The organism is Agrobacterium sp. Ap1 (assembly GCF_017313375.1).
Taxonomy (GTDB): Bacteria; Pseudomonadota; Alphaproteobacteria; order Rhizobiales; family Rhizobiaceae; genus Neorhizobium; species Neorhizobium cellulosilyticum.
The window spans coordinates 390,203-413,516 of sequence record NZ_JAFLMY010000005.1; the positions used below are offsets into that span (position 1 = coordinate 390,203).

Annotated in this window: 21 protein-coding genes; 12 read left to right on the forward strand and 9 right to left on the reverse strand. The window is 59.3% G+C overall.

What is annotated here, in order from left to right:
• Nucleotides 1-121: 121 nt before the first annotated feature.
• Complete coding sequence (gene metH, locus JZX87_RS13340) at nt 122-3,898, reverse strand: methionine synthase (protein ID WP_206826058.1); 3,777 nt, start codon at nt 3,896-3,898, stop codon at nt 122-124.
• Nucleotides 3,899-4,102: 204 nt separating this feature from the next.
• On the opposite strand from metH, the gene JZX87_RS13345 reads away from it, so the two are divergent.
• Nucleotides 4,103-5,365, forward strand: coding sequence for an AGE family epimerase/isomerase (locus JZX87_RS13345; protein WP_206826060.1), 1,263 nt, complete (start codon nt 4,103-4,105; stop codon nt 5,363-5,365).
• Between the two features lie 21 nt (nt 5,366-5,386).
• On the opposite strand, the gene JZX87_RS13350 is transcribed toward JZX87_RS13345, so the two are convergent.
• From JZX87_RS13350 to JZX87_RS13370, 5 genes are all read right to left on the reverse strand, one after another.
• A complete protein-coding gene (locus tag JZX87_RS13350; protein WP_206826062.1) occupies nt 5,387-6,109 on the reverse strand; it encodes a copper homeostasis protein CutC in 723 nt (240 codons plus the stop codon).
• Entirely contained in the window at nt 6,093-7,037 is a 945-nt protein-coding gene (locus tag JZX87_RS13355) for an ROK family protein (protein ID WP_206826133.1), read from the reverse strand. Before JZX87_RS13355 ends, JZX87_RS13350 begins: the two co-directional genes overlap by 17 nt.
• Entirely contained in the window at nt 7,037-8,593 is a 1,557-nt protein-coding gene (locus tag JZX87_RS13360) for a VOC family protein (RefSeq protein WP_206826065.1), read from the reverse strand. The genes JZX87_RS13355 and JZX87_RS13360 overlap by 1 nt, the downstream gene beginning before the upstream one ends.
• Before the next feature lie 80 nt (nt 8,594-8,673).
• Nucleotides 8,674-9,822, reverse strand: a complete 1,149-nt coding sequence (locus tag JZX87_RS13365) for a M20 family metallopeptidase (protein ID WP_206826066.1) — start codon at nt 9,820-9,822, stop codon at nt 8,674-8,676.
• A gap of 110 nt (nt 9,823-9,932) precedes the next feature.
• Nucleotides 9,933-10,628, reverse strand: a complete 696-nt coding sequence (locus JZX87_RS13370) for a DUF922 domain-containing Zn-dependent protease (protein WP_353654191.1) — start codon at nt 10,626-10,628, stop codon at nt 9,933-9,935.
• A gap of 172 nt (nt 10,629-10,800) precedes the next feature.
• Between JZX87_RS13370 and JZX87_RS13375 the strand changes: the two genes are divergently transcribed.
• From JZX87_RS13375 to pepT, 8 genes are all read left to right on the forward strand, one after another.
• Nucleotides 10,801-11,553, forward strand: a complete 753-nt coding sequence (locus tag JZX87_RS13375) for a FadR/GntR family transcriptional regulator (protein WP_206826068.1) — start codon at nt 10,801-10,803, stop codon at nt 11,551-11,553.
• A gap of 73 nt (nt 11,554-11,626) precedes the next feature.
• A complete protein-coding gene (gene kdgD, locus JZX87_RS13380; RefSeq protein ID WP_206826069.1) occupies nt 11,627-12,538 on the forward strand; it encodes a 5-dehydro-4-deoxyglucarate dehydratase in 912 nt (303 codons plus the stop codon).
• Nucleotides 12,539-12,543: 5 nt separating this feature from the next.
• Nucleotides 12,544-13,692 carry a mandelate racemase/muconate lactonizing enzyme family protein gene (locus JZX87_RS13385; protein WP_206826071.1) on the forward strand — a complete coding sequence of 383 codons (1,149 nt, stop codon included), beginning with the start codon at nt 12,544-12,546 and terminating at the stop codon, nt 13,690-13,692.
• On the forward strand, nt 13,692-14,573 hold the full coding sequence (locus tag JZX87_RS13390) for an amidohydrolase family protein (protein ID WP_148147569.1): 882 nt from the start codon (nt 13,692-13,694) through the stop codon (nt 14,571-14,573). Before JZX87_RS13385 ends, JZX87_RS13390 begins: the two co-directional genes overlap by 1 nt.
• Before the next feature lie 52 nt (nt 14,574-14,625).
• Nucleotides 14,626-15,612 (forward strand): TRAP transporter substrate-binding protein, encoded by a 987-nt coding sequence (locus JZX87_RS13395; protein ID WP_148147568.1) that lies wholly within the window; start codon nt 14,626-14,628, stop codon nt 15,610-15,612.
• An 81-nt stretch (nt 15,613-15,693) separates the two neighbouring features.
• Nucleotides 15,694-16,215, forward strand: a complete 522-nt coding sequence (locus tag JZX87_RS13400) for a TRAP transporter small permease (protein ID WP_148147567.1) — start codon at nt 15,694-15,696, stop codon at nt 16,213-16,215.
• Nucleotides 16,215-17,495, forward strand: a complete 1,281-nt coding sequence (locus JZX87_RS13405; protein WP_148147566.1) for a TRAP transporter large permease — start codon at nt 16,215-16,217, stop codon at nt 17,493-17,495. Before JZX87_RS13400 ends, JZX87_RS13405 begins: the two co-directional genes overlap by 1 nt.
• Before the next feature lie 149 nt (nt 17,496-17,644).
• Complete coding sequence (pepT, locus tag JZX87_RS13410) at nt 17,645-18,880, forward strand: peptidase T (protein ID WP_206826072.1); 1,236 nt, start codon at nt 17,645-17,647, stop codon at nt 18,878-18,880.
• Between the two features lie 87 nt (nt 18,881-18,967).
• Here the strand turns inward: pepT and JZX87_RS13415 are convergent, their stop codons facing one another.
• Nucleotides 18,968-19,684, reverse strand: coding sequence for a Crp/Fnr family transcriptional regulator (locus JZX87_RS13415; RefSeq protein ID WP_206826073.1), 717 nt, complete (start codon nt 19,682-19,684; stop codon nt 18,968-18,970).
• A 201-nt stretch (nt 19,685-19,885) separates the two neighbouring features.
• Here JZX87_RS13415 and JZX87_RS13420 point away from each other — a divergent pair, with 201 nt between their 5' ends.
• Nucleotides 19,886-20,248, forward strand: a complete 363-nt coding sequence (locus JZX87_RS13420) for a response regulator (protein ID WP_206826074.1) — start codon at nt 19,886-19,888, stop codon at nt 20,246-20,248.
• Here JZX87_RS13420 and JZX87_RS13425 read toward each other — a convergent pair.
• A complete protein-coding gene (locus JZX87_RS13425) occupies nt 20,245-20,964 on the reverse strand; it encodes a Crp/Fnr family transcriptional regulator (protein ID WP_148147562.1) in 720 nt (239 codons plus the stop codon). The two genes, JZX87_RS13420 and JZX87_RS13425, sit on opposite strands and share 4 nt — an antisense overlap.
• 418 nt (nt 20,965-21,382) lie before the next feature.
• On the opposite strand from JZX87_RS13425, the gene JZX87_RS13430 reads away from it, so the two are divergent.
• Nucleotides 21,383-22,315, forward strand: coding sequence for a DnaJ C-terminal domain-containing protein (locus JZX87_RS13430; RefSeq protein WP_206826078.1), 933 nt, complete (start codon nt 21,383-21,385; stop codon nt 22,313-22,315).
• A 114-nt stretch (nt 22,316-22,429) separates the two neighbouring features.
• On the forward strand, nt 22,430-22,819 hold the full coding sequence (locus JZX87_RS13435) for a response regulator (RefSeq protein WP_148147560.1): 390 nt from the start codon (nt 22,430-22,432) through the stop codon (nt 22,817-22,819).
• Nucleotides 22,820-22,906: 87 nt separating this feature from the next.
• Here the strand turns inward: JZX87_RS13435 and JZX87_RS13440 are convergent, their stop codons facing one another.
• Nucleotides 22,907-23,314: a DUF2177 family protein gene (locus JZX87_RS13440; protein ID WP_183821437.1), complete on the reverse strand. Its 408-nt coding sequence runs from the start codon at nt 23,312-23,314 to the stop codon at nt 22,907-22,909.

Consider the following 23,314-nt stretch of genomic DNA (forward strand, 5'->3'; position numbering starts at 1 on the left):
ATCCCACACCAGCACCGACCGTGCCTGCTATGGCTGACGGAACATATTTGGCCGATCAATCGACATGAGATGTCGGAAGGCTCATCTAGCCCTCCCGACAAATCGCTTTCTTGTTCAACCGTTAAGCGGCGTCCTCAACAGCTTCCGCAGCCGCACCGCCGGGCACATAGTTCAAGACCGGCCCCAGCCAGCGCTCTACCTCTTCAATCGCCATCCCCTTGCGCGACGCATAATCTTCCACCTGATCGCGCTCGACCTTTGCGACACCAAAATAGTAGCTGGCAGGATGGCCGATATAGATACCCGAGACCGACGAACCCGGCCACATGGCATAGCTTTCAGTAAGCTCAACACCGGTCGCATTCGTCGCATCGAGCAACGAGAACAAGGTAGCCTTTTCAGTGTGATCCGGCTGGGCCGGATAACCGGGTGCGGGACGAATGCCCGCATATTCCTCGTGAATCAGCTCATCGTTACTGAATGTCTCATCTGAGGCATAACCCCAGAATTCCTTGCGGACGCGTTGGTGCATGCGTTCGGCAAACGCCTCCGCGAAACGGTCTGCCAGCGCCTTGACCAGGATCGAGGAATAATCGTCATTTGCCCGCTCGAACCGCTCCGCGATCGCCACTTCCTCTATACCCGCCGTGACGACGAACCCGCCGACATAATCTGCCTTTCCGCTATCGACCGGGGCCACGAAATCCGACAGTGCCACATTCGGCCGCCCGTCGCGTTTCGAAAGCTGCTGGCGCAGGGTAAAGAAAGTACCAAGGTCCTCGGAGCGTTTTTCGTCGGTAAACAGGCGAATATCGTCGCCGATCGAATTTGCCGGCCAGAAGCCGATAACCGCCCGCGGACGGAACCACTTTTCCGCGATGATCTTCTTCAGCATCGCTTGGGCATCGCTCCACAGCTGACGCGCTGCCTCGCCCTGCTTCTCGTCCTCGAGGATCGCCGGATAACGACCCTTCAGCTCCCATGTCTGGAAGAATGGCGTCCAATCGATATATTGGGCCAGTTCCTCAAGATCATAGGTCTCGAACACTTTCGTGCCGGTGAACTGCGGCTTAACAGGCTCATAGGCGGCCCAATCCACCTTCTCCGCATTGGCACGGGCACGGGCAATCGGCAGGCGCAATTTCTCGCGTTCATTGCGGGCATGCGCCTCGGCAACTTTCGCATATTCGCCACGGATGCCCTCGACATAGGCCGGCTTCTGCTCTTCCGACAGCAATGCCGATACAACACCCACCGCACGGCTGGCATCGGTCACATAGATCGCCTGCCCCTTTTCGTAACGCGGATGGATCTTTACCGCCGTATGCACACGGCTGGTCGTAGCCCCGCCGATCAGAAGCGGAACATCAAATCCCTGTCGCTCCATTTCAGCCGCCACATGAACCATCTCGTCGAGCGACGGCGTGATCAGACCGGAAAGCCCGATGATATCGACCTTCTCGGCCACGGCCGTCTCGAGGATTTTCGTCGCCGGCACCATTACGCCAAGATCGATGATCTCGTAATTGTTGCAGGCAAGCACGACGCCGACGATGTTCTTGCCGATGTCATGTACGTCACCCTTGACGGTCGCCATCAGCACCTTGCCGGCCAACTTGCGCTCGTCGCCGCCATTCAGGCGTTTCTCTTCTTCCATGTACGGGAGCAGCACGGCCACCGCCTGCTTCATGACGCGGGCCGATTTCACCACCTGCGGCAGGAACATCTTGCCCGAACCGAACAGGTCGCCAACCACGTTCATACCGGCCATCAATGGGCCTTCGATGACATGCAGCGGACGCTCTGCCTTTTGCCGGGCCTCTTCCGTATCTGCCTCGATATAGTCGGTGATGCCGTTCACGAGAGCATGCGACAGACGCTCTTCGACCGGCTTTTCGCGCCAGGCGAGATCCTGAACCTTGGCTTCCTTGCCCGGTCCGCCACGGAACCGCTCTGCGACCTCAAGCAGCCGCTCGGTGCCATCGGCACGGCGGTTCAGTACGACGTCCTCGCAGGCCTCGCGCAGTTCCGGATCGATATTCTCGTAAATCGCCAGCTGGCCGGCATTGACGATGCCCATGTCCATCCCTGCCTGAATGGCATGGTAGAGGAACACGGCATGCATCGCCTCACGTACCGGCTCGTTGCCGCGGAAGGAGAAGGACAGGTTGGAGACACCGCCCGAAATATGCACGAGCGGCATTCTTTCGCGGATAGTCCGCGTCGCCTCGATAAAGTCGACGCCGTAATTGTTGTGCTCCTCGATACCCGTCGCGACGGCAAACACGTTCGGGTCGAAAATGATGTCTTCCGGTGGGAAACCCGCCTGTTCGGTCAGGATCTTGTATGCGCGAGTGCAGATCTCAACCTTGCGCTCATAGCTGTCGGCCTGCCCCGTTTCGTCGAAGGCCATGACGACGACGGCAGCACCGTAGTTGCGCACGATTTTGGCATGCGCCAGGAACTTCTCCTCGCCTTCCTTCAGCGAGATCGAGTTGACGATCGCCTTGCCCTGCACGCATTTAAGGCCAGCCTCGATAATCTCGAATTTAGACGAGTCGATCATCACCGGCACACGGGCGATATCCGGCTCTGCGGCAATCAGGTTGATGAATTCGACCATCGCCTTTTCGCTATCGATCAGGCCTTCATCCATATTGATGTCGATGACCTGCGCACCGTTTTCAACCTGATCGCGCGCGACAGCCAATGCCGCCGTATAATCGGCATTGGTGATCAACTTGCGGAATTTCGCCGAGCCGGTGACGTTGGTGCGCTCGCCCACGTTGACGAAGGGAATGTCCTTGGTCAGCACGAAAGGCTCGAGCCCCGACAGCGACATGAACGGCACATGTTCGGGAAGCGTCCGCGGCGGATATTTGGCCACGGCTTCCGCAATTGCGCGAATATGGTCCGGCGTCGAGCCGCAGCAGCCGCCGACCACATTGACGAGGCCTTCGCGTGCAAATCCCTCCACCTGGCGCGCCATCATCTCCGGCGTTTCGTCATATTGGCCGAATTCGTTCGGAAGGCCGGCATTCGGGTAGGCGCAGATGAACGTGTCGGAAACGGCAGATAGTTCCTGCAGATGCGGCCGCATCGCGTCGGCGCCGAGCGCGCAGTTCAGACCGATGGTGAATGGATTGGCATGGTTGACCGAGTTCCAGAAGGCGGAAGGCGTCTGCCCCGACAGCGTGCGGCCGGAAAGGTCGGTGATCGTGCCGGAGATCATCACCGGCAGATGCACGTCCTTCGCCTCGAAACGCTCTTCGCAGGCAAAGATCGCAGCCTTGGCGTTCAGCGTATCGAAGATCGTCTCGATCAAAATGATGTCGGCACCACCATCGATCAGTCCGTCGATCTGCTCGCCATAGGCGATACGCAAATCATCGAAGGACACGGCGCGATAACCGGGATTGTTGACGTCGGGCGAAATCGAAGCGGTGCGGTTGGTCGGGCCTATAGCGCCTGCGACGAAACGGCGACGACCGTCTTCTTTTTCGGCGCGGATTGCAGCACGGCGGGCGAGTCGCGCACCGTCGCGGTTCATGTCATAAACCGCGCCTTCCATTTCGTAATCCGCCTGCGCAATACGTGTAGACGAAAACGTGTTGGTTTCGAGAATATCGGCACCAGCCATCGCATAACGATAGTGGATGTCCTCAATCGCCTGCGGCTGCGTCAGGATCAGAAGGTCGTTATTGCCCTGCTGATGGCAGGCGCAGCCGATAAAGCGCTCACCACGAAAATGATCCTCGTTGTAACCCAGCCCCTGGATCTGCGTACCCATGGCACCGTCGATCACGAGAATGCGCTCACTGGCGGCTTTTTTGAGAGCTTCCAGAATTTCTGCGCCATTACGGCGAGCACCTTCGGGACCGAACAGTTCATCGAACAAGGCAGACACTCCTGATAGAGATCAAGGCAATATCCATAATCATATAAAGATACCTTTATGTGAAGTCCAGCACATACGTCGCAATCGCTGTCGGATTTGTCGCAACGGCCAACGGTCCGATTTATGCCAGATTCGCCGATGACAGCTATGGCCGCAATGACTATAGCCTTTAAGTAAAGTGTTGAGGCACAAGGGAGAAGAAGCATGAGCGATACAGGTCAGACGTCGAAATTCTGGAGCGATCTAACCTATCATCGCCGCTGGCTGCTCGATCAGGCAGAGGGCCTGATGGACTTCTTCCAGTATCGTGCCATCAACCCCAAGGGCGGCTTCTACGATCTGGACGACGAAGGCCGCCCGCTTCCAAACGCCAATGCAATCCGCGGCATCCACGCTTCGGCGCGCATGGTCCACTGCTATTCGATCGCCTACATGCTCGGGCGCCCGGGTGCCGGCGACCTGATCGACCACGGCATGAATTTTCTCTGGAACGGCCACCGGGATCAGAAAAACGGTGGTTACGTCTGGTCCATGAACGATGACGGCCCCGCCGACACCAACAAGCAAGGTTACGGCCACGCCTTCGTCCTGCTTGCCGCCTCCTCCGCCAAGGTTGTTGGGCACCCTCTCGCCGACAAGATGCTGGCGGATATTACCGAAGTGCTCGAAACCCGCTTCTGGGAAAAGCAGCATGGCGCCATAGCCGAGGAATTCACCGCAGACTGGGGGCCGATCGACGGCGGCACCTATCGCGGCCAGAATTCCAACATGCACCTCACCGAAGCGCTGATGGCAGCCTATGAGGCCACCGGCGAACAGCATTATCTCGACAAGGCGGAGAGTATCGCCGACCTGATCATCCGCCGCCTTGCCGGTGCGACCGGCTTCCGCGTCGGTGAACATTTCGACACGAACTGGACACTCAACAAGGATTATTATCACCCGGACGAAATGTTCCGCCCTGCCGGCACAACACCCGGCCACGCGCTGGAGTGGGCACGCCTCACACTGCAGCTCTGGGCCCTCGGAGATAAGAAACACGCCTGGATGCCGGATGCAGCCAAGAACCTTTTCATTCAGGCAATGTCACTGGGGTGGGACAAGCAAAAGGGCGGTTTCTTCTACACACTCGACTGGGATAACAAGCCGGCCAAGACCAACAAGCTCTGGTGGCCGATGTGCGAGGCTGCAGGTGCCGCTCACTTCATCAACCAGCATCTGCCACACGATCCCTTCTTCGAGGACAGCTATCGCCTGATCTGGAGCACCATTGCAAACCGCTTCATCGACCACAAAAACGGCGGCTGGCACGAGGAGCTGACGGAAGATCTCGTCCCGGCTCATACACTCTTCCCCGGCAAGGGCGATATCTACCACGCCTTCCAGGCCTGCCTCATCCCGCTCTATCCGGCAGACGGCAGCCTGACGAAGATGATCGGCGAAACGAGCGGCGGTATTTCTGTTTAAACAGTTTCTGGCGGCGCGCGCTCAAAGCGCCGCCAGCGTCTCGCGCATCTCTCCCACCACCACCGAGCTGGTCCGGTATTGCTGCCGGGCCACAAAACCGAAGTCGACAAGCGCCCCATCGACAAAAGTCACCGGCAGGCGACACGAAGCATGAACCTCCGCAACACCGGTTCCAGCAACGATATGCGCCACATTGGCAGGCGTAATCCCGCTCCCGGCCATGATCGCAACTCGCCCGGCCGACCGATCGGAAAGGCGGCGAAGCAAGGCCATGCCGTCCGGCGCTCGCACCGCCAGCCCTGAAGTTAGAATGCGCTCGAAGCCGAGGACGATTACCTGCTCCAGCGCCTCATCCGCATCCGGCACCAGATCGAAGGCACGATGCAGCGTCCGACCCATGCCGCGCGACCGCTCCGCAAGCAAAGTCAGCAGATCCACATCCAGCCGACCATCGGAAAGGCTTGCTCCAAGCACGACGCCCGTGAGCCCGCTATTCCGCGCAGTATCGATATCCGCCAGCATCACATCCCGCGAGGCGGCATCGAAGATAAAATCCCCTGCCCTCGGCCGGATCATCGCATAGACCGGCACCGGCATTTTCGCAGCCAGCGCCATCAATCCTTTCGACGGCGTAAGTCCGCCGACATCTAGTGCCGAGCAGAGTTCGATCCGCTGCGCGCCACCGGCAACGGCGGCTTCCAGCCCTTCAGCACTGTCGACACAGACTTCAAGCAGCACGGGCATCGGCCACTCCCTGGCGTGCCAGCACGGCTGCACCGATAAGCCCGCCATCCTCGCGGCGGATCGCCGGCACCAGCAGTGGCAGATCCAACCGGTTCAGGATGCGGGCCCGAACAGCCTCGTCCAGCGCCGCAATCAATGCCCCGGCCGAGGCAAGCCCGCCGCCAACCCGCACGATCGACGGCCCGACCGTATTGATCGCGACCGCCAGCGGATCGGCAACAAGCTGCAGATAGGCCTCGATCGTTTCGCCGGCCTTGGTTTCTCCTGCCTGCCAGTCCTCGATGATCCGATGGCTGCTGCGCTCTTCTGCATGAAACAGCGTGTGCAATTTCTCGATCCCCCGCGCGCCGCCGATCGTATCGACGCAGCCGGATCGTCCGCAGCCGCAGGAAAACCGCGGAACGTGAACCAGCCGACCGCCGATCTCGACGCTCGTATTCAGCGCCGGCCCATGACCCCATTCGCCGGTCACGCCGCCGGCACCACGCAAAATACGACCATCGACGGCAATCCCGCCGCCGATCCCCGTGCCGATGATGATGCAGAACACGACAGAATGACCGCTCCCGACACCGTCATTCGCCTCAGCCAGCGTCAGGCAGTCGGCATCATTGGCAGCAAAGACCGAACGCCCGGTCGCTTGAGAAATCGCCTCGGCAATCGGCAGGCCCGTCAGGCACGGGATATTCGCCGAAAGCCCCTTGCCCGTAACCGGATCGACAAGCCCTGCAGTTGACAAGCCGAGCGGCAAGACGCCGCTTGCATCCGCATCATTCGCCAGACTTCGCAGGGCCTCGGCAAGCTCGCGCCAATCAGATTTCGGCACAGGCACGCGCGCAAGCTCCTCCACCTCTCCCGGCTTGCGGGAGAGGCCGAACTTGATGAACGATCCGCCGATATCGGCACAGAGCACCGCTGCGCTCTGCATCACGCAGTCCGTTCCTGCAGCCAGTCGCGAACGATCACCTCGTCTTCCGCTCCAAGTCCATGATTGGTATCAAGCACCTTCGCCGTCAGCTGCGCACCGGCAGCTTTCAGCCTGTCCTCCAGTTCACCCGCAAGCGGACCGTAGAAATCATCGATGGCGCTGAGCGAGAGAACCTGTACCGCTGACAGATCGACCACCGGCCGTTCTTCCAGCACGTTCATGGAGCGCAACAGCACCGCCTTTCGGATCGCATCCGGCCGAAGCTGCATCGTCGCGCCGAGCATGTTGCCGCCATTGGAGTAGCCAAGGAAGGTCAGCCGCTCCGGATCTACACCATAGGCCGGCCCGATATCCTCGATGAAGGCGACAAAGGCCTCGACCTCGGATGCGATCTCTTTCTGGTCGAATGTCGTCTGGTCAAACCTGCGGAAGAAACGCGGAGACCCTTCATCCGTCGAACGACCGCGCAGGCCGATCAGCATGGCATTCGGCGCGACCTTGCGGCCGAGCGGCAGCATCGCCGTCTCGTTCGCCCCGCTGCCGTGAAGCAGAACCAGTGTCGAGCCATCCCAATCTTCCGGCATATGGATGCGATGCACGAAAGGCAGGTCGCGATAGATCACCCGCTCCTCGCCCGGCAGGCCGAATTGCGGCAGCATCACCTTCAACGCCTCGTGATCCGCCTTGTAGTGTTTGGGGATGAAAAATCCCGTCCCGAGCGCCTCGACCGTCTCATCCGCCGTAAAGCCCGGATCGTCTGTCGCAACCTCGATCAGCGTGCCGCCCGGCTCGCGCACATAGAGGGAGTAGAAATAATGCCGGTCATGCACATTGATATCACCTGCATTCTCGGCTTGCAGCGCCTTGTGCAGATCGTCGACGGCCTGCTGGCTTTTCGCTCTCACCGCCACATGATCGATCGTTCCGGTTCCAGGTGCTGCCGTCCAGAACCCGCCAGCATTGCGCACATCGATGATCTGCCCGCTTTCGGATACCAGCCGCCGGATCGATCCCTCGACCGCTTCAGGAGCGAAGCCCGTATGCCGCTCAAGAAACGCGACCGTCTCATCGGCCTTTTCAGACAGGATGGTCGCTCCGCGAATACCACGGATGGCATCCGCTTCGGCGATGCCGCCATCCTTCCACCAGACCCAGTCGCCATAATCATCGACGCCGACAAGCTTGACGATGATCCCGTCCGGATCGGTCAGCCTCAGAACCGGTTCGCCGAACTCCTGTGTCGGCCCGGTCATCTTCACATTGCATTGCAACGCCCGTGTTAGCCAGAAACCGATGGCTTCGCGATCGATGGCGAAGCTGATCTCGCTTGGCGCGCTATGCCCGACGCGCCCGAGGGAACCGTCTTCCCAGGCCAGAAACGTGACCAGCGAACCTGGCGTTGCAGCACCGTCTCCATAAAACAGGTGCAGCTGCTGCGCGTCCTCGAAACCGGCCGTACGCTTGACGAGGCGCAGGCCCAGAAAGCCGACGTAGAAATCCACATTGTCCTGGATTTTCCGGGTAATGGCCGTCAGGTGATGAATACCGCTGGTCATGATCTTTTAGCCTTGGGTGTCCGGGTTTTTGCCCGATCGTGTTTCGATTGCGGCCTCCGGCGCGATTGCACCTAAGCAGCTCACTTGGGTTCGAGCGACATCATCAGGTTGGCAAGCAGCGCGGTGCGCGGCGCAAGGCTGCTAACGAAAATATGCTCGTCGAATGTATGCGCCCCCGCCCCGTCCGCACCGAGACCATCCAGTGTCGGCACGCCGAGCGCAGCGGTAAAATTGCCGTCCGAGCCGCCGCCCGTCACCACGCCTTCCAGCGTAATCCCGAGCTTTGCGGCAATCTCGGCCGCGGTATCGAACAGCTTCACGCCGTCTGCGGATTGCGCAAAGGGCGGCCGGTTCATCTGGCCGGTGATCTCGAATGTGATATCCGGATCGACCGGCTTCATGGCCTCAATTCTGGCAGTGATCTCGGCAGCGGCCTTGTCGTCCGGCACGCGCACATCGACCTGCATCCGGCATTCCGCCGGAATGGTATTGCGGCCCGTGCCGCCCTGGATCGTCCCGACCGACACGGTGATGCCGCGCTCGGCGTCATTCAGTGCCTCAAGGTCAAGGACAAGCCGCGCCGCGGCCCGGATTGCACTGCGTCCATCCTGGGGCCGAGTGCCGGCATGCGAAGCCCGTCCCCGGATGGTGACATCGTACATCGCGACACCCTTGCGGGCGATGACGATCTTGCCGCCATCACGCGCCGGCTCGACAACCAGCGTATAACCGGCGCTTGCTGCCAGCCTTTCCATATAGGCGCGCGACGACAGGCTGCCGATCTCCTCGTCCGGCACGAAGACCAGATCGACCGGCATGCGGCTGCCCCTGGCGACCGCAATCTTCAACGCTTCGAGCGCCATCAGTGCTCCCGATTTCATGTCGTAAATGCCAGGACCATAAAGCTTGTCGCCGTCCCGCTTCAAAGGCAATTGCTTGGCGATCACCCCATGAGCATGCACGGTGTCGAAATGTGCCAGTACCAGCACACTCTTTTCATTGCTGCCTTCGGCCCGCGGCGAGCGCACCGTCAGAATATCGCCAAGTCCAAGCGTTCCGGGCAAGCGCTCCACATCCAGCGAAGCGGATTTCGCCAATCCTTCCACCCGATCGACCAGCCGATTGACGGCATTCGCATCATGAGACGGCGTTTCGATCTCTACCCATGCTACGAGTTCCTGCAATAGAGCCTTGTCGTCAATATCGGCGGCTGAAACGGAATTGGTCATTGAAATCCCCTGCTATGTTCTGCGAGCGTGGGGACTATAACCACGATCCCGTCACGGGCAACGCCTCATAACGACGATCGGACTGTTCACCATTTAGGTAACAATGAATTCTATTCGTTCACCAGTTTGAGAATGAGTTGATGGACATTGCCGCCATTGTTCATCTCCAGTTTGTCATAGTCCCGGTGCCGCTCGCGATTGCGTTTCGAAATCTCGCCGAGCCTTGCGGTAAGGTCCTGCCTTATCTTCTGGCATTTCTGATCATCCGCTGCAGTAAGCCCGACGCTCACCGCCTCGATCTCCCTTACCATCTCCACGATCATGTCGCCATGCACCCGCTCATGGCGGCGCACGCCTTCGGCAAATGTATCCCATTTCGTCTTCAGGGCGCCCGGCATCTTGCCGGCCTTCGGCAGGGTGTAGATCAGCGTCAAGCTTGGCCGTGCCGAAACCAGCTTGCATGAACCATCCGGCTGCGGCTGGTAATTGCGGGACCAGAGCAGCTTGAAATCCGTATGCGCAATCGTCCGCATCTGGCCGCCGACAAGCGGCCCCTTCTCGCCGATCTGGGAATAAAGCTCGATACCGGTGAAGCCGCTGACCGTATACGTCTTCACCTGCTCGACCGGTGCCCATTGAGCAGCAGCCAAAGACGGCGCAACGAACAGGAAACTCCCGGCCAAAAAACTTACGAGCATTCTTCTCACGGCAAACTCCAGCATCTGTTCCCTGCCGTGGTAGAGCGACGCGCCACCGTTTTCAACACACCACACGTCATCGGAAGGTATGTCCGCGAACCGCGTCATTCCGGCTTATGTCGCCCCGTTGCGGCCTATGCGATAAATCAGCCTCGAAACACACCTCTGCGAATGGGTGACAAACAGGCAAACTTGTCATACATGTTAAAGTAGCAAGCTAATAAGCGATCGAACCCGGAAAACTCCGGGAACTATAATCTCCCAGCAAGGAAACGCATCCATGAGCGAGGAATTCAACACGGATCTGATCGCCTCCCCGAAGACGCGCGCAACGCAATTGAGCGACACGCTGCGCCAGGCGATCGCCGAGGGACAATTCCCGCCAGGCTCCAAACTTCCAAGCGAAGCTCAACTGACACTGGCGCATGGGGTCAGCCGGACAGTGGTGCGTGAAGCCCTTGCCGCCTTGCGGTCCGATCGCCTTGTGGAGGCTCGCCAGGGTGCCGGCGTCTTCGTTCTCCAGGCGACCCCGACACCGCCGCCATTCAACCTGTCCCTCGGCCATATCGATCTCGCGCGCGTTTCCTCGATGATCGAGTTGCTTGAATTGAGGACTGCCGTTGAGGTCGAATCAGCTGGAATGGCGGCTCTGCGGCGCTCGCCTGCACAGGAAGAGGTGATATTCGAGCGTCATTATGCCGTGCGCTCCTGTCTGGAGGCGCATCAGCCGACAAGCGAGGCCGACTTCGCTCTTCACCTCTCCATCGCCGACGCGACAAACAATCCGCGCTTCCGCGAATTTCTGACGATGATCGGCAAGAACGTCATCCCTCGCGCTGCCCTGCGCGGCGACGAAACGGCGGAAGAGCAGATGGATTATATCAACCTGCTTGTCGACGAACACCATGCGATCGTCACGGCCATTTCCGAAGGAGATGAAGAAAAGGCCCGTGAAGCTATGCGCCGGCATCTGCGCGGAAGCCAGTTGCGCTACAGGAACCTTCTTCGCGCGCAGCGAGAAGATGTCAGATAACTTGTTGACATAAATTCCGCCAACCTGTACGACAATTTCTGTCTGGAGGAGACATTCAAGAGGAAATTCCATTATGACGCCTGAAGAAATCAAGGCGGCGCTCGGCGCCGGCCTATTGTCCTTTCCTGTTACCCATTTCGACGACGAGGGGGAGTTCAAACAGGATAGCTACCAGCGCCACATCGAATGGCTGTCCGGTTTCGAAGCGCCGGTTCTTTTTGCCGCCGGTGGCACCGGCGAGTTCTTTTCGCTCTCTCCTGATGAAGTGCCGACCATTGTGAAATCCGCCAAGGAAGCGGCCGGCAACAGCAATACCGCGATCGTTTCCGGTTGCGGATTCGGCACCCGTGTCGGCGTCGAAATGGCAAAGGCAGTCGAAAAGGCCGGTGCCGATGGCATTCTTCTTTTGCCGCACTACCTGATCGATGCGCCGCAGGAAGGCCTCTATCAGCACGTCAAGAAAATCTGCCAGTCTGTCGGCATCGGCGTCATGGTCTATAACCGTGACAACTCCGTCCTGCAGGTCGACACGCTGAAGCGCCTTTGCGACGAGTGCCCGAACCTGATCGGCTTCAAGGACGGCACCGGCGATATCGGTCTCGTCCGTCAGGTTACCGCCACGATGGGCGACCGTCTTATGTATCTCGGCGGCATGCCGACTGCGGAACTGTTTGCCGAAGCCTATCTCGGCGCCGGTTTCACCACCTATTCGTCGGCCGTCTTCAACTTCGTTCCCGGTCTTGCTGTCGAATTCTACAAGGAGCTTCGCGCAGGCAACCGTGCCCGTTGCGAAGAAATCCTGAGGGACTTCTTCTACCCCTTCATGGCTCTTCGTGCCCGCCGCAAGGGTTATGCCGTCGCTGCCATCAAGGCCGGTGTGCGCCTGCAGGGCTTCGATGCCGGCAAGGTCCGCCCGCCGCTCGACGACCTGACGGCGGAAGAGGAGCAGATGCTCCTGAAGCTCATCGGCAGCCACAAGAGGTAAGCCGGATGAAAATAGCGTCGGTTCGCACTCACCTTCTTGAACACCAGCTCGATGTGGCTTTCGAAAGCGCGTCCATGCGCTTCGATCGCCGGGCTCACATATTGGTAGAGATCGAGTGCGACGACGGCACGGTGGGCTGGGGCGAATGCCTCGGCCCTGCCCGTCCCAATGCCGCAGTCGTCCAGGCCTATGCCAACTGGCTGATCGGTGAAAATCCGCTCGAGACCGAGAAGATCTGGGCCAAGCTCTACAATGCGCTTCGGGATCAGGGTCAGCGCGGCCTGACCGTCACCGCCCTTTCCGGCATCGACATGGCGCTCTGGGATATCAAGGGCAAGCATTTCAACGCCCCCATTTCCATCCTTCTCGGCGGGCGTTTCCGCGAGAGCATCAAGGCTTACGCAACAGGCAGCTTCAAGCGTGACGGCGTCGACCGCGTCGAGGACAATGCGACCGACGTTGCCCGCTATAGGGCAGAAGGCTTTCACGCGACCAAGATCAAGATCGGTTTCGGCGTTGAGGAAGACCTGCGCGTCATCCGCGCCGTCCGTGAAGCCGCCGGCCCAGACATGCGGCTCATGATCGACGCCAACCACGGTTACGACGCCGTCGAGGCGATCCGCCTCGGCAATGCCGCTGCGCAATACGGCATAGACTGGTTCGAGGAACCCGTTGTGCCCGAACAGCTTGCGGCCTATCGCGAGGTCCGCGCCAAACAGCCGATCCCGGTTGCCGGCGGCGAGACATGGCATACTCGCTGGGGCATGCGCGAGCCAATCGAAACTCGCGCCATCGATATCGTCCAGCCGGATCTGGCAGGCGTTGGCGGCTTTACCGAAGCCAAGCGCGTTGCGGATCTTGCGGCGCTTCACGGCATCCGCGTCGTTCCCCACGTCTGGGGTACCGCCATCCATATCGCAGCGGCCCTGCAATTCATGGCCGCGATGGTGCCAAGCCCTGTCCGCGTCAATCCGATCGACCCGATCCTCGAATTCGATCGCACTCACAATCCCTTCCGTCAGGCAATCGTCAAGACGCCGATCGAACACAAGGGCGGCGTGGTGCAGATCCCGAACGGCCCCGGCCTGGGCATCGAGATCGACCGCGATGCACTGAAGGAGTTCCGTATGCCCGACGACAAGGGAGCGGCCTGATGCTCGTTCGCACCCTCGCCGGCAAGGTTCCGAAGATCAAGCTGCCGCAGGGTGCGGTCGACACACAGATGCATATGTATCTGCCGGGGTATCCGTCCCTCCCCGGCGGACCGGGCCTTCCGGCCGGCGCCCTGCCCGATCCCGATCAATATCGCCAGCTCATGCAATGGCTCGGCATCGATCGGGTCATCATCACGCAAGGCAATGCGCATCAGCGGGATAACTCCAACCTGGTTGCCTGCCTCGACATCATGGGCGATGTCGCCCGCGGTGTCGGCATCATCGATGGCAATACCAATGATGCCGAGATGGTCCGCCTTTCAGAGGCCGGCATTGTCGGTGCCCGCATCATGGATCTGCCGGGCGGTGCCGTTGATCTCAAGGAACTCGAAACGGTCGATGCGAAAGCAGCCGCCCACGGCTGGATGCTGGCCGTCCAGTTCGACGGCAGCAATATACTTCACCACGAAGCACGCCTGGCAAACCTGAAATCCCGCTGGGTTTTCGACCACCACGGTAAATTCTTTTCCGGCGTCACGCCCGACAGTGAAGAGATCTCAGCCGTCAAACGCCTGATCGACGCAGGAAACTGCTGGTTCAAGTTCGCCGGCGTCTATGAATCATCGAAAACAGGCGGCCCCGATTACGCCGATATCGCAGCCGTTGCGCGCGAGATAGCAAACTACGCCCCGGAACGGATTGTCTGGGGCACGAACTGGCCGCACAATCTGGCCCGCGAACAGGCGGATTACCCGGATGACGCGGCCTTGACCGATACCGTACTTGGCTGGCTGCCGAACGAAAACGCTCGGCATCTAGCCCTGATAGAGAACCCGCAGACCCTTTTCGGTCTGCAGGAATGGAGTGCATCAACGAGTTGATATTTTGAACAACCGGTGCGTGGAGGCACCGGTTTCTTTGGAGGAGGAAAACATGAAAATCACGAAAGCTCTCGGGCTGGCGCTGACGCTCGCACTTGCTGCGACGACTGCCGCACCGCTCGCTTACGCGCAGCAGGTCACGTTGCGCTCGGCCGACATCCATCCGGACGGTTATCCGACCGTCGATGCGGTCAAATATATGGGCGATCTCGTCAAGGAACGCACCGGCGGCCGTATCGCCATCCAGGTGATGAACAACTCGATGCTCGGCGGCGAAAAGGACACGATCGAGCAGACCCGTTTCGGTGTCATCGACATGAACCGCGTCAATGCGGCACCGTTCAACAACCTGATCCCGGAAACGGTCGTCCTCGGCCTGCCCTTCCTGTTCCGCTCGACCGACCATATGCATAAGGTCGTCGACGGTCCGATCGGCGACAAGATCCTGGCTGCCTTCGAACCCCACGGCCTGATCGGCTTGGCCTACTATGACAGTGGCGCCCGCTCATTCTACACCACCAAGAAGCCCGTCGAAAAACTGGCCGACCTCAAGGGCCTGAAGATCCGTGTCCAGCAGTCCGACCTCTGGATCGCCATGATGCAGGCTTTTGGCGCCAACCCGACGCCGATGCCGATGGGCGAAGTCTATTCCTCGCTCGAAACCGGTGTGGTCGACGGCGCGGAAAACAACTGGCCGTCCTACGAGTCTGCCCGTCATTACGAAGTGGCGAAGAACTACACGCTGACCCAGCACTCGATGAACCCGGAAATCCTGGTCATGTCCAAGGTCTCCTGGGACAAGCTGACCCCGGAAGACCAGAAGATCGTCCGTCAGGCAGCCAAGGACTCGGTCGTGAAGATGCGCGAACTCTGGACCGCCCGCGAAAAGACCTCGGAAGAAAAGGTCCGCGCCGGTGGCGTCAACGTCATCAACGTCAACAAGGAAGAGTTCTCCGCCGCGATGAAGCCGGTCTACGACAAGTTCGTCACCGACGCTTCGATGAAGTCTCTGCTGGAAGAAATCCAGGCAGTTCAATAATCGCAAAAATGAAAGCCGGCCTCCTTCGAGGCCGGCTTTTGCATATCCGGCGCAAAGTCCGGAAGGAGGAGGAACGGAACAATGCGAAAATTCATGCAGGCGATAAGACCCGCGCTGGGTGTTGTCAGCCGCTTATCACTCTGGATCGCCGGCATAGGCATGATCGCCATGACGCTGATCGTCGGCTGGCAGATCTTCGGCCGCTACGTACTCAATGACTCCCCGGCATGGTCGGAGCCATTATCGCTCTACCTGATGTCCTGGTTCATCATGCTTGGCGCCGCCGTCGGTGTGCGCGAAAGCGTCCATCTGGGATTGGACATCGTCCGTTACATGATGCCGCCCAACATCCAGAAGGCCATGGACCTTCTGAGCCTGGGCCTTATCGTGCTTTTCGGTATCGGCATGGCCTATTACTCGACCCTTCTGGCAGCCGGCACATGGACTGCCCGAATCCCCGTGCTTGGCTGGCCGGGCGGCACAGATTTCTTCCCGATGATCGCCGGCGGCGCGATGATCGCGATCTTTGCGCTTGAACGTTTCATCGATGTCGCAATCGGCGAGGAAATCGCGGCCGACGTGCTTGTCCAGGAGGCTGCGTAATGGCCTATACGATCCTTTTCGCTTCCTTCACTTTCCTGATGATCATCGGCATGCCGATTGCGTTCTGCCTCGGCATCGCGTCTTTCGCGACGGTGCTTTATCTGGGTTTGCCGCCGATCGTCGTCTTTCAGCAGATGAATTCCGGCATGAACGTCTTTGCCATGATGGCGATCCCGTTCTTCATTTTCGCCGGCGACCTGATGGTGCGCGGCGGCATCGCTGCAAGACTGATCCGCTTTGCGGCCGGTCTGGTCGGGCACATGCGTGGCGGCCTCGGTCAGGTCAATGTCGTCGCCTCGACCCTGTTCGGTGGCATTTCCGGTTCGGCCGTCGCCGATGCCTCGGCCGTCGGCGGCCTGATGATCCCGCAAATGGCCAAGCGCGGCTATGATCGGGATTATGCGGTCAACGTCACCGCCAATGCGGCCATCATCGCCCTGATGATCCCGCCGTCGCACAACATGATCCTTTATTCGATCGCCGCCGGCGGCAATGTCTCGGTCGCCGATCTCTTCACCGCCGGTATCATCCCCGGCCTGCTTCTCGCCGCAGCACTGATGTTCACCGCATGGTGGGTCGCCGTCAGACGGGGTTATCCGGCCGACGCCTTCCCCGGCTTCCGCCGCCTCGGTTATTATCTGGCAGCCTCCCTCCCCGGCATCCTGCTGATCGCCATCATCTTCGGCGGCGTGCGCTCCGGCGTCTTCACCGCAACGGAAAGCTCCTGCATCGCTGTCCTCTACGCCTTCCTGGTTGCCATGCTCGTCTACCGGGAGCTGGATTGGGCAGGCTTCGTCGAGGCCGTCATGGGCGCTGTCCGCACCACGGCCATGGTCCTGCTGGTCATCGGCACCGCTGCCTCCTTCGGCTGGCTGATGGCCTTCCTGCAGGTGCAGACACTGATCATCGCCGCGATCAGCGCCATCTCGGATAATCCGATCATCGTGCTCCTGATGATCAACGTCATCCTTCTGATCCTCGGCACCTTCATGGACATGGCGCCGATGGTCATCATCGCTACCCCGATCCTGCTTCCGGTGGTCAAGGCCTTCGGCATCGATCCGGTCCATTTCGGCGTCGTGATGATCCTCAATGCCGGCATCGGGTTGAACACGCCACCTGTCGGAACCGTGCTCTTCGTCAGTTGTGCCGTCGGCGGCATATCGATCCGCGAGGCGATGCGCACGATCTGGCCCTTCTTCGGCGCCAGCCTCGCAGTTCTCCTTGCGGTGACATACATCCCCGCTTTGTCGCTCTGGCTACCGAGCCTGTTCCGATAGGAACCGACACCATCCGAGGCCCAGATCCCGCTTCGGCGGGATCTTTCATTTCGGGCGTCATTCTTATGCAAGAAATTGCGGTTCACGACACGCGCGCCGAGGTCTATGGTCAGCCGCATTATACTCATTTGTCCCATCCGGATTTCATCATGACCGATACCGTTACCAGCCGTTTCCTCCGTTACGTCGTGCTCGACACCCAGTCCGACGCCTCTTCACTCACCCAGCCATCGACAGCCAAGCAGCTCGATCTCGGCCGGCTTCTGGTCGGTGAATTGCAGGCGATCGGTGTAAAGGACGCCGAGCTTGACGAGCACGGGTACGTCTATGCGACGATCCCCTCGAACACCGGCAAGAACAACGTCCCGGTCATCTGCTTCTGCGCCCACATGGACACCGCACCGGATTTTTCCGGCACCGACGTCAAGCCGCAGGTGATCCGCAATTACCAGGGCGGCGACATCACGCTGCCGGGCGACAAGAGCCGCACCATCAAGACGTCCGAACATCCGGAACTGAAGAACCAGATCGGCAACGACGTCATCACCTCCGACGGCACGACGCTGCTGGGCGCCGACGACAAGGCCGGCCTTGCCGAGATCATGACCGCTGCCGAATATCTGCTCGCCAATCCCGACATCAAGCATGGCACGATCCGCATCCTCTTCACGCCCGACGAGGAAATCGCCCGCGGCGTCGCCAAGGTCGACCTGCAGAAGCTCGGCGCAGATTTCGGTTACACGCTCGACGGCGAAACAGCAGGCACGATCGAGGACGAGACCTTCTCGGCCGATAGCGCAGACATCCTGATCAAGGGTGTCGCGATCCATCCCGGTTTCGCCTATGGCAAGATGGAAAACGCCATCCGCATCGCCGGCAACATCATAGCCAAATTGCCGAAGGACATGACGCCTGAAACGACAAAGGGCCGCGACGGTTTCATCCATCCGACCTCCGTCTCCGGTACGATGGAAGGCGCCAAGATCAGCCTCATTCTGCGCGATTTCAGGACAGAAGGGTTGAAAGAAAAGGCAAAGCTGCTCGAAACCATCATCGACGAAGTCATGGCCGACTATCCCGGTTCGTCGCATACGCTGAAGATCACCGAGCAGTATCGCAACATGAAAGAAGTGCTCGACCATCACCCCGAGATCGTCGACAACGCCATCGAGGCGATCCGTCGGGCCGGCATGTCGCCGGTACGCGGCAGCATTCGCGGCGGCACCGACGGTGCACGTCTTTCCTTCATGGGCCTGCCCTGCCCCAACATCTTCGCCGGCGGCCACGCCTTCCATTCGCCGATCGAATGGGTCAGCAGCCAGGACATGGAAAAGGCCGTGAAGACGATCGTCGAACTGGCCAAGCTCTGGGAGGAGCGCGCCTGATAAGCCGGCAGTCTTTCAGGATTGCTTTCGGGGCGTCAATTCGGAAACGGATTGGCGCCCTATTGCTGATTGCCGGAGCTCTTGCGATCAGTTGTAAGGCCCAAGCAGCCGAAAATATTCCCGCTCGCTTTCGCCGTAAGCATCGGCGGCGAACTGTTCGAGTGCCGGCCTGTCGCGCACGATGATCATGCCACGTTCGGAATAGATCAGCTTGCGGCCCTCAAGCACATGCAGCGCCGTCGTCACGCTCGGACGCCGAACCGCCAGCATGATCGACAGGAACTCATGCGTCAGGCTGATCTCGTCGCCATCGGTGCGGTCGTGGCACATCAATATCCACCGCGCCAACCGCTCGTCGATATGGTGGACGGCATTGGAAAGCGAGGTAAAGGCCCCCTGCACCGATAGTGCCTGAACATACCGTCCAAGCAGGTTCTTGAGATCAGCGTCCCGATCGAGCAACGACTTCAAAAGCTCGGTAGAGATGCGGAAACCGTCACCCTGAACCTGCATGAAGATCGAAAACGGATCGGACCCCGCATCGAGCACGACTGCCGCCGGCGTCATCCCGTCTCGGCCAAAAATACCGATCTCGGCATGCTGCCCTTGCGGTGAGCGGGCGACGATCGAGGCAATGCCCGTTTCCGGGAAATAGGCATATTCCGCAGCCTCATGCGGTTCCGAGAGCTCGAAACCGCGCGGCAGGTCCATCGGCTTCAGATGGGCGGCAATTGCGGAGAAGCTCGTAGGGCTCATCAGCCGAAGCAAATTGTTACGGACCGCCGTTTGCCGAATGTCAGCCATCGCTCATCCTTGATAGGAGAACATGGCCTGTTCGGCTTCCTCTGAACGAGAAGTCTCCGCTTGATTTGAACGATTTCCATCTATGGCCATAAAATTCGCGACACAACCCGCCGGACCCCCTCGGTACGGTATCAGACAAAGGGGTACACGCGCGCAAAAACCGTTTAACTAATCAGTATCTTGCAGGGGAAGAGATTCGAATTGGCAGACAAGCTCATATTGTTGCTGGAAGACCAGCCGCTGATCTCCCTCGACGTGGAGGAAGCGCTTGTAGACAAGGGCTTGAGCAATTTTGTCACACTCCGCTCCCAGAGAGAGGCGCTGGAATGGCTTGACGCATCGTCACCCGACTTCGTGCTGCTCGATCTCTACCTCAATGATGGCGACAGCCAGCCGGTGCTTGCCCGCCTGCAGCAAGACAGTATCCCCTTCATGATCTACACCGGCAGCGAAAAGCCGCCGGAATGGAGTGCGGAGCTTTTCGAAGGCAGCGAATGGATGAGCAAGCCGAGCGATCCGGACGCCCTGGCCGACCGGATCAGAACCCGGCTTGCAGTCATCTAAGCCGATTTGCGGGTGATATCCTCGATATCGCCGAACATGCGTTCATATTCCCGCTCAGCACCGCCATAGGAATCCGCAGCAAACTGCTCCAGCGCCTTGCGGTCACGAACAATGATCGTGCCGCGATGCGAATAGATCAGTTGCTTGCCTTCCAGCACATGCAGCGCCACCGTCACGCTCGGTCGGCGTACCGACAGCATGATCGCCAGGAATTCGTGCGTCAGGTCGATCGCATCGCCATCCACACGGTCGTGGCACATCAGGATCCATCGCGCCAGCCGCTCATCGACAGGATGGATGGCATTCGACAGCGCCGTGAAAGCGGCTTGGCTCATCGCCACATGCGCCCAGCGCGTCAAAAGCCGCTTCAAGCCAGGCGAGACTTCCATCATCCTGCGCATCACGGCAATCGGCACGCGCACGCCATGTCCCGGCACCTGCATGACGACGAGATAGGGTGCATCCGCCGCGCCCAGCGCAACGGAAGACGGTGACACGCCCTCGCGGCCCAGAAGCCCGATCTCCGTGCGCTTGCCAGACGGGGATGTCACGACAGTGGAGATCACGCCGGAAAACGGGAAATAGCAGTATTCGAGCGGTTCGCCCGGCGCCGACAGCACAAAGCCTTGCGGAAGATCAATTCGTTCCAAGACAGGTTCGAGGGCGGCATAATCATCGTGAGAGAGAAGCGCCAGGAGCTTGTTCTGGTTTTTCATGTCCATCTTTTCCTTGTCCTCTTTGTTGCGTCCAGTTCACCACCGTTTCGGGCGGTTCGCGCGTCCTCAGTCTGAACCTTCAGAACTGGTCATCGCTGCGTATTCCCCACCCCGGCGGGCGCATTGGTAACGGTAACCCTCCCTTGAAGTTCCCATTTGGAAACACCACCTCATGATTGCCGGTTGCCTGATTGGGACCGGCACGATGAATTCCGCAGCTTCTACCGACCATGTTGCTTGATGAGGATATGGTGCGACGAAGGCATGATCCCCTTTAGTGCCCGCCGGATAAAGCGGAGCGCCGTCCATTACCCTTGTCCGATGACGGATCGGACCGCTGCAAAGCCGCCTGAAACCGTGCCCTCGGCTCCCCGAAACGGCTTTGGTTTCAACTCATGTTTTGCGTCTGGAGGTAGTGATGAGACAGAATCCATATGAAATTTTGGGCGTGAAGCAGGATGCGTCGCAGAAGGACATCCAGAGCGCCTTTCGAAAGCTCGCCAAGAAATATCACCCCGATCTGAACCCCGGAGATCAGAAGGCCGAGGACATCTTCAAGGAGATATCCGCCGCCAACGAAATCCTCGGCGATGAGGAAAAGCGCGCCCGCTTCGACCGTGGCGAGATCGACATCAATGGCGTCGAACGCGCTCCATTCCAGCAGCATCGCGAATATGCCGGCGCCAATGGCGGAGAAGCCTTTTTCGACGAAGGCGGCTTTTCGCAATTCGGCGGTTTCGAGGATATTTTCGAAAGCTTCATGTCCCGCCGCGGAGGTCAGACAGGCTCGCAATTCGGCGGCGGGCAGTTTCGCTCGAAGGGGGCAGACGTCCACTACACGATGGAAGTCCCCTTCCTCGACGCCATCAACGGCACGACCGCACCGGTCTCCTTCGGCACCGGTTCATCGCTTGATGTAAAGATCCCCGCAGGCACGCGCGACGGCCAGGTCTTGCGCCTGCGCGGCAAGGGAGGCAAAGGCGCGCCAAAAGGTCAGGATGGCGACGCCCTCATCGAGATCAAGATCAAACCGCACCCGTTCTTTAAGCGCGACGGCGATGATATCCGCGTGGAAATCCCGATCACCATTCGCGAGGCGGTGCTCGGCGGCAAGATCAAGGTACCGACGCCCGGAGGTTACCTGAATGTAATGCTAAAGCCCAAAACCAATACCGGCACGACGCTGCGTCTTAAGGGTAAGGGCGCCCCGAAGACCGGTGGCGGATATGGTGACCTGCTGGCGACGGTGAAGATCGTCCTGTCGGAAAAACCGGATCCTGACCTTGCGGCATTGATGGAGAACTTGCCGGAAAAGCCCAACGAAGATCCGCGCAAACATCTTAACCTTTAAGTAAGGTGGAACTTTATAAGTCTGTCAAACGTCGTGTAAGACGAAAGCCACGCTTGAAATATTTGGACCAGGTGTCATCTTGCCCTGGTCCTCATATCACACTGTAAAGGTAAAATGACGGAAGCCGATGATCTGAACGACTATCCGAACATCCTCCTACTGGAGGACGATCTTCTTCTGGCGATGGACATGGAAGACCATCTGCTCCAAACCGGCCACAACATCATAGGCCCTTTCGGCAGGATCGCCGACGCGATGGATGCAATCCCGCGCAATGATCTGGCGGGCGCCATCGTCGATCTCAATCTCCATGGCGAACTGTCAGTTCCGGTCATCGAGATGCTTCGGGAACGGGACGTTCCGGTTATCATCTGCAGCAGCCATGCCGAACTGCCGGAACTCAAGAGCAGGCTCAAAGGCCTGCCCATGCTTCCCAAACCTTGGCATCCTCAGAAGCTCAACCGGTTGGTCGCAGAGACGTTTGGCGCAAGCAGCACTGCTTGATCACAGCATCACGGATATCTCGCTCAAAAATGGCCCAGCAATATGCTTCGCCGTTGAGCATGCACCCATGTCGCCGATCGGCGACATTCAGATGCCGCTGGAAAACTTCTGCGCCACCCAATAGCCGACGACCGCCGAAAACGAGGTAAGAACAGTCCCCCAGGCCATGTCGACGGCACTGACCATCGGTGACCAGTTCTTCAGAGTAGCAAGGTTCGTCATGTCGTAAGTGCCGTAGGCAATCAGGCCGAGAATGGCACCTGCAATGGCTGCTGTGGTCCAGTTTCCGGACACCAGCGCAGGCTGAACTGCGAAGTAGACGATACCGGCAACATAGAAGAGATAGAAAATACCGGCGACTACGAAGTTAGGTTGGTCAAGCAAAAGGCTGCCGATCCGGCTGCGGTAAAAACCCGTGGCGACAGTACCGAGCCAGATAAAATCGAGACCGAGGAAGGCGACCACAGTTCCCATATAGGCAAGCAGATAGGTCAT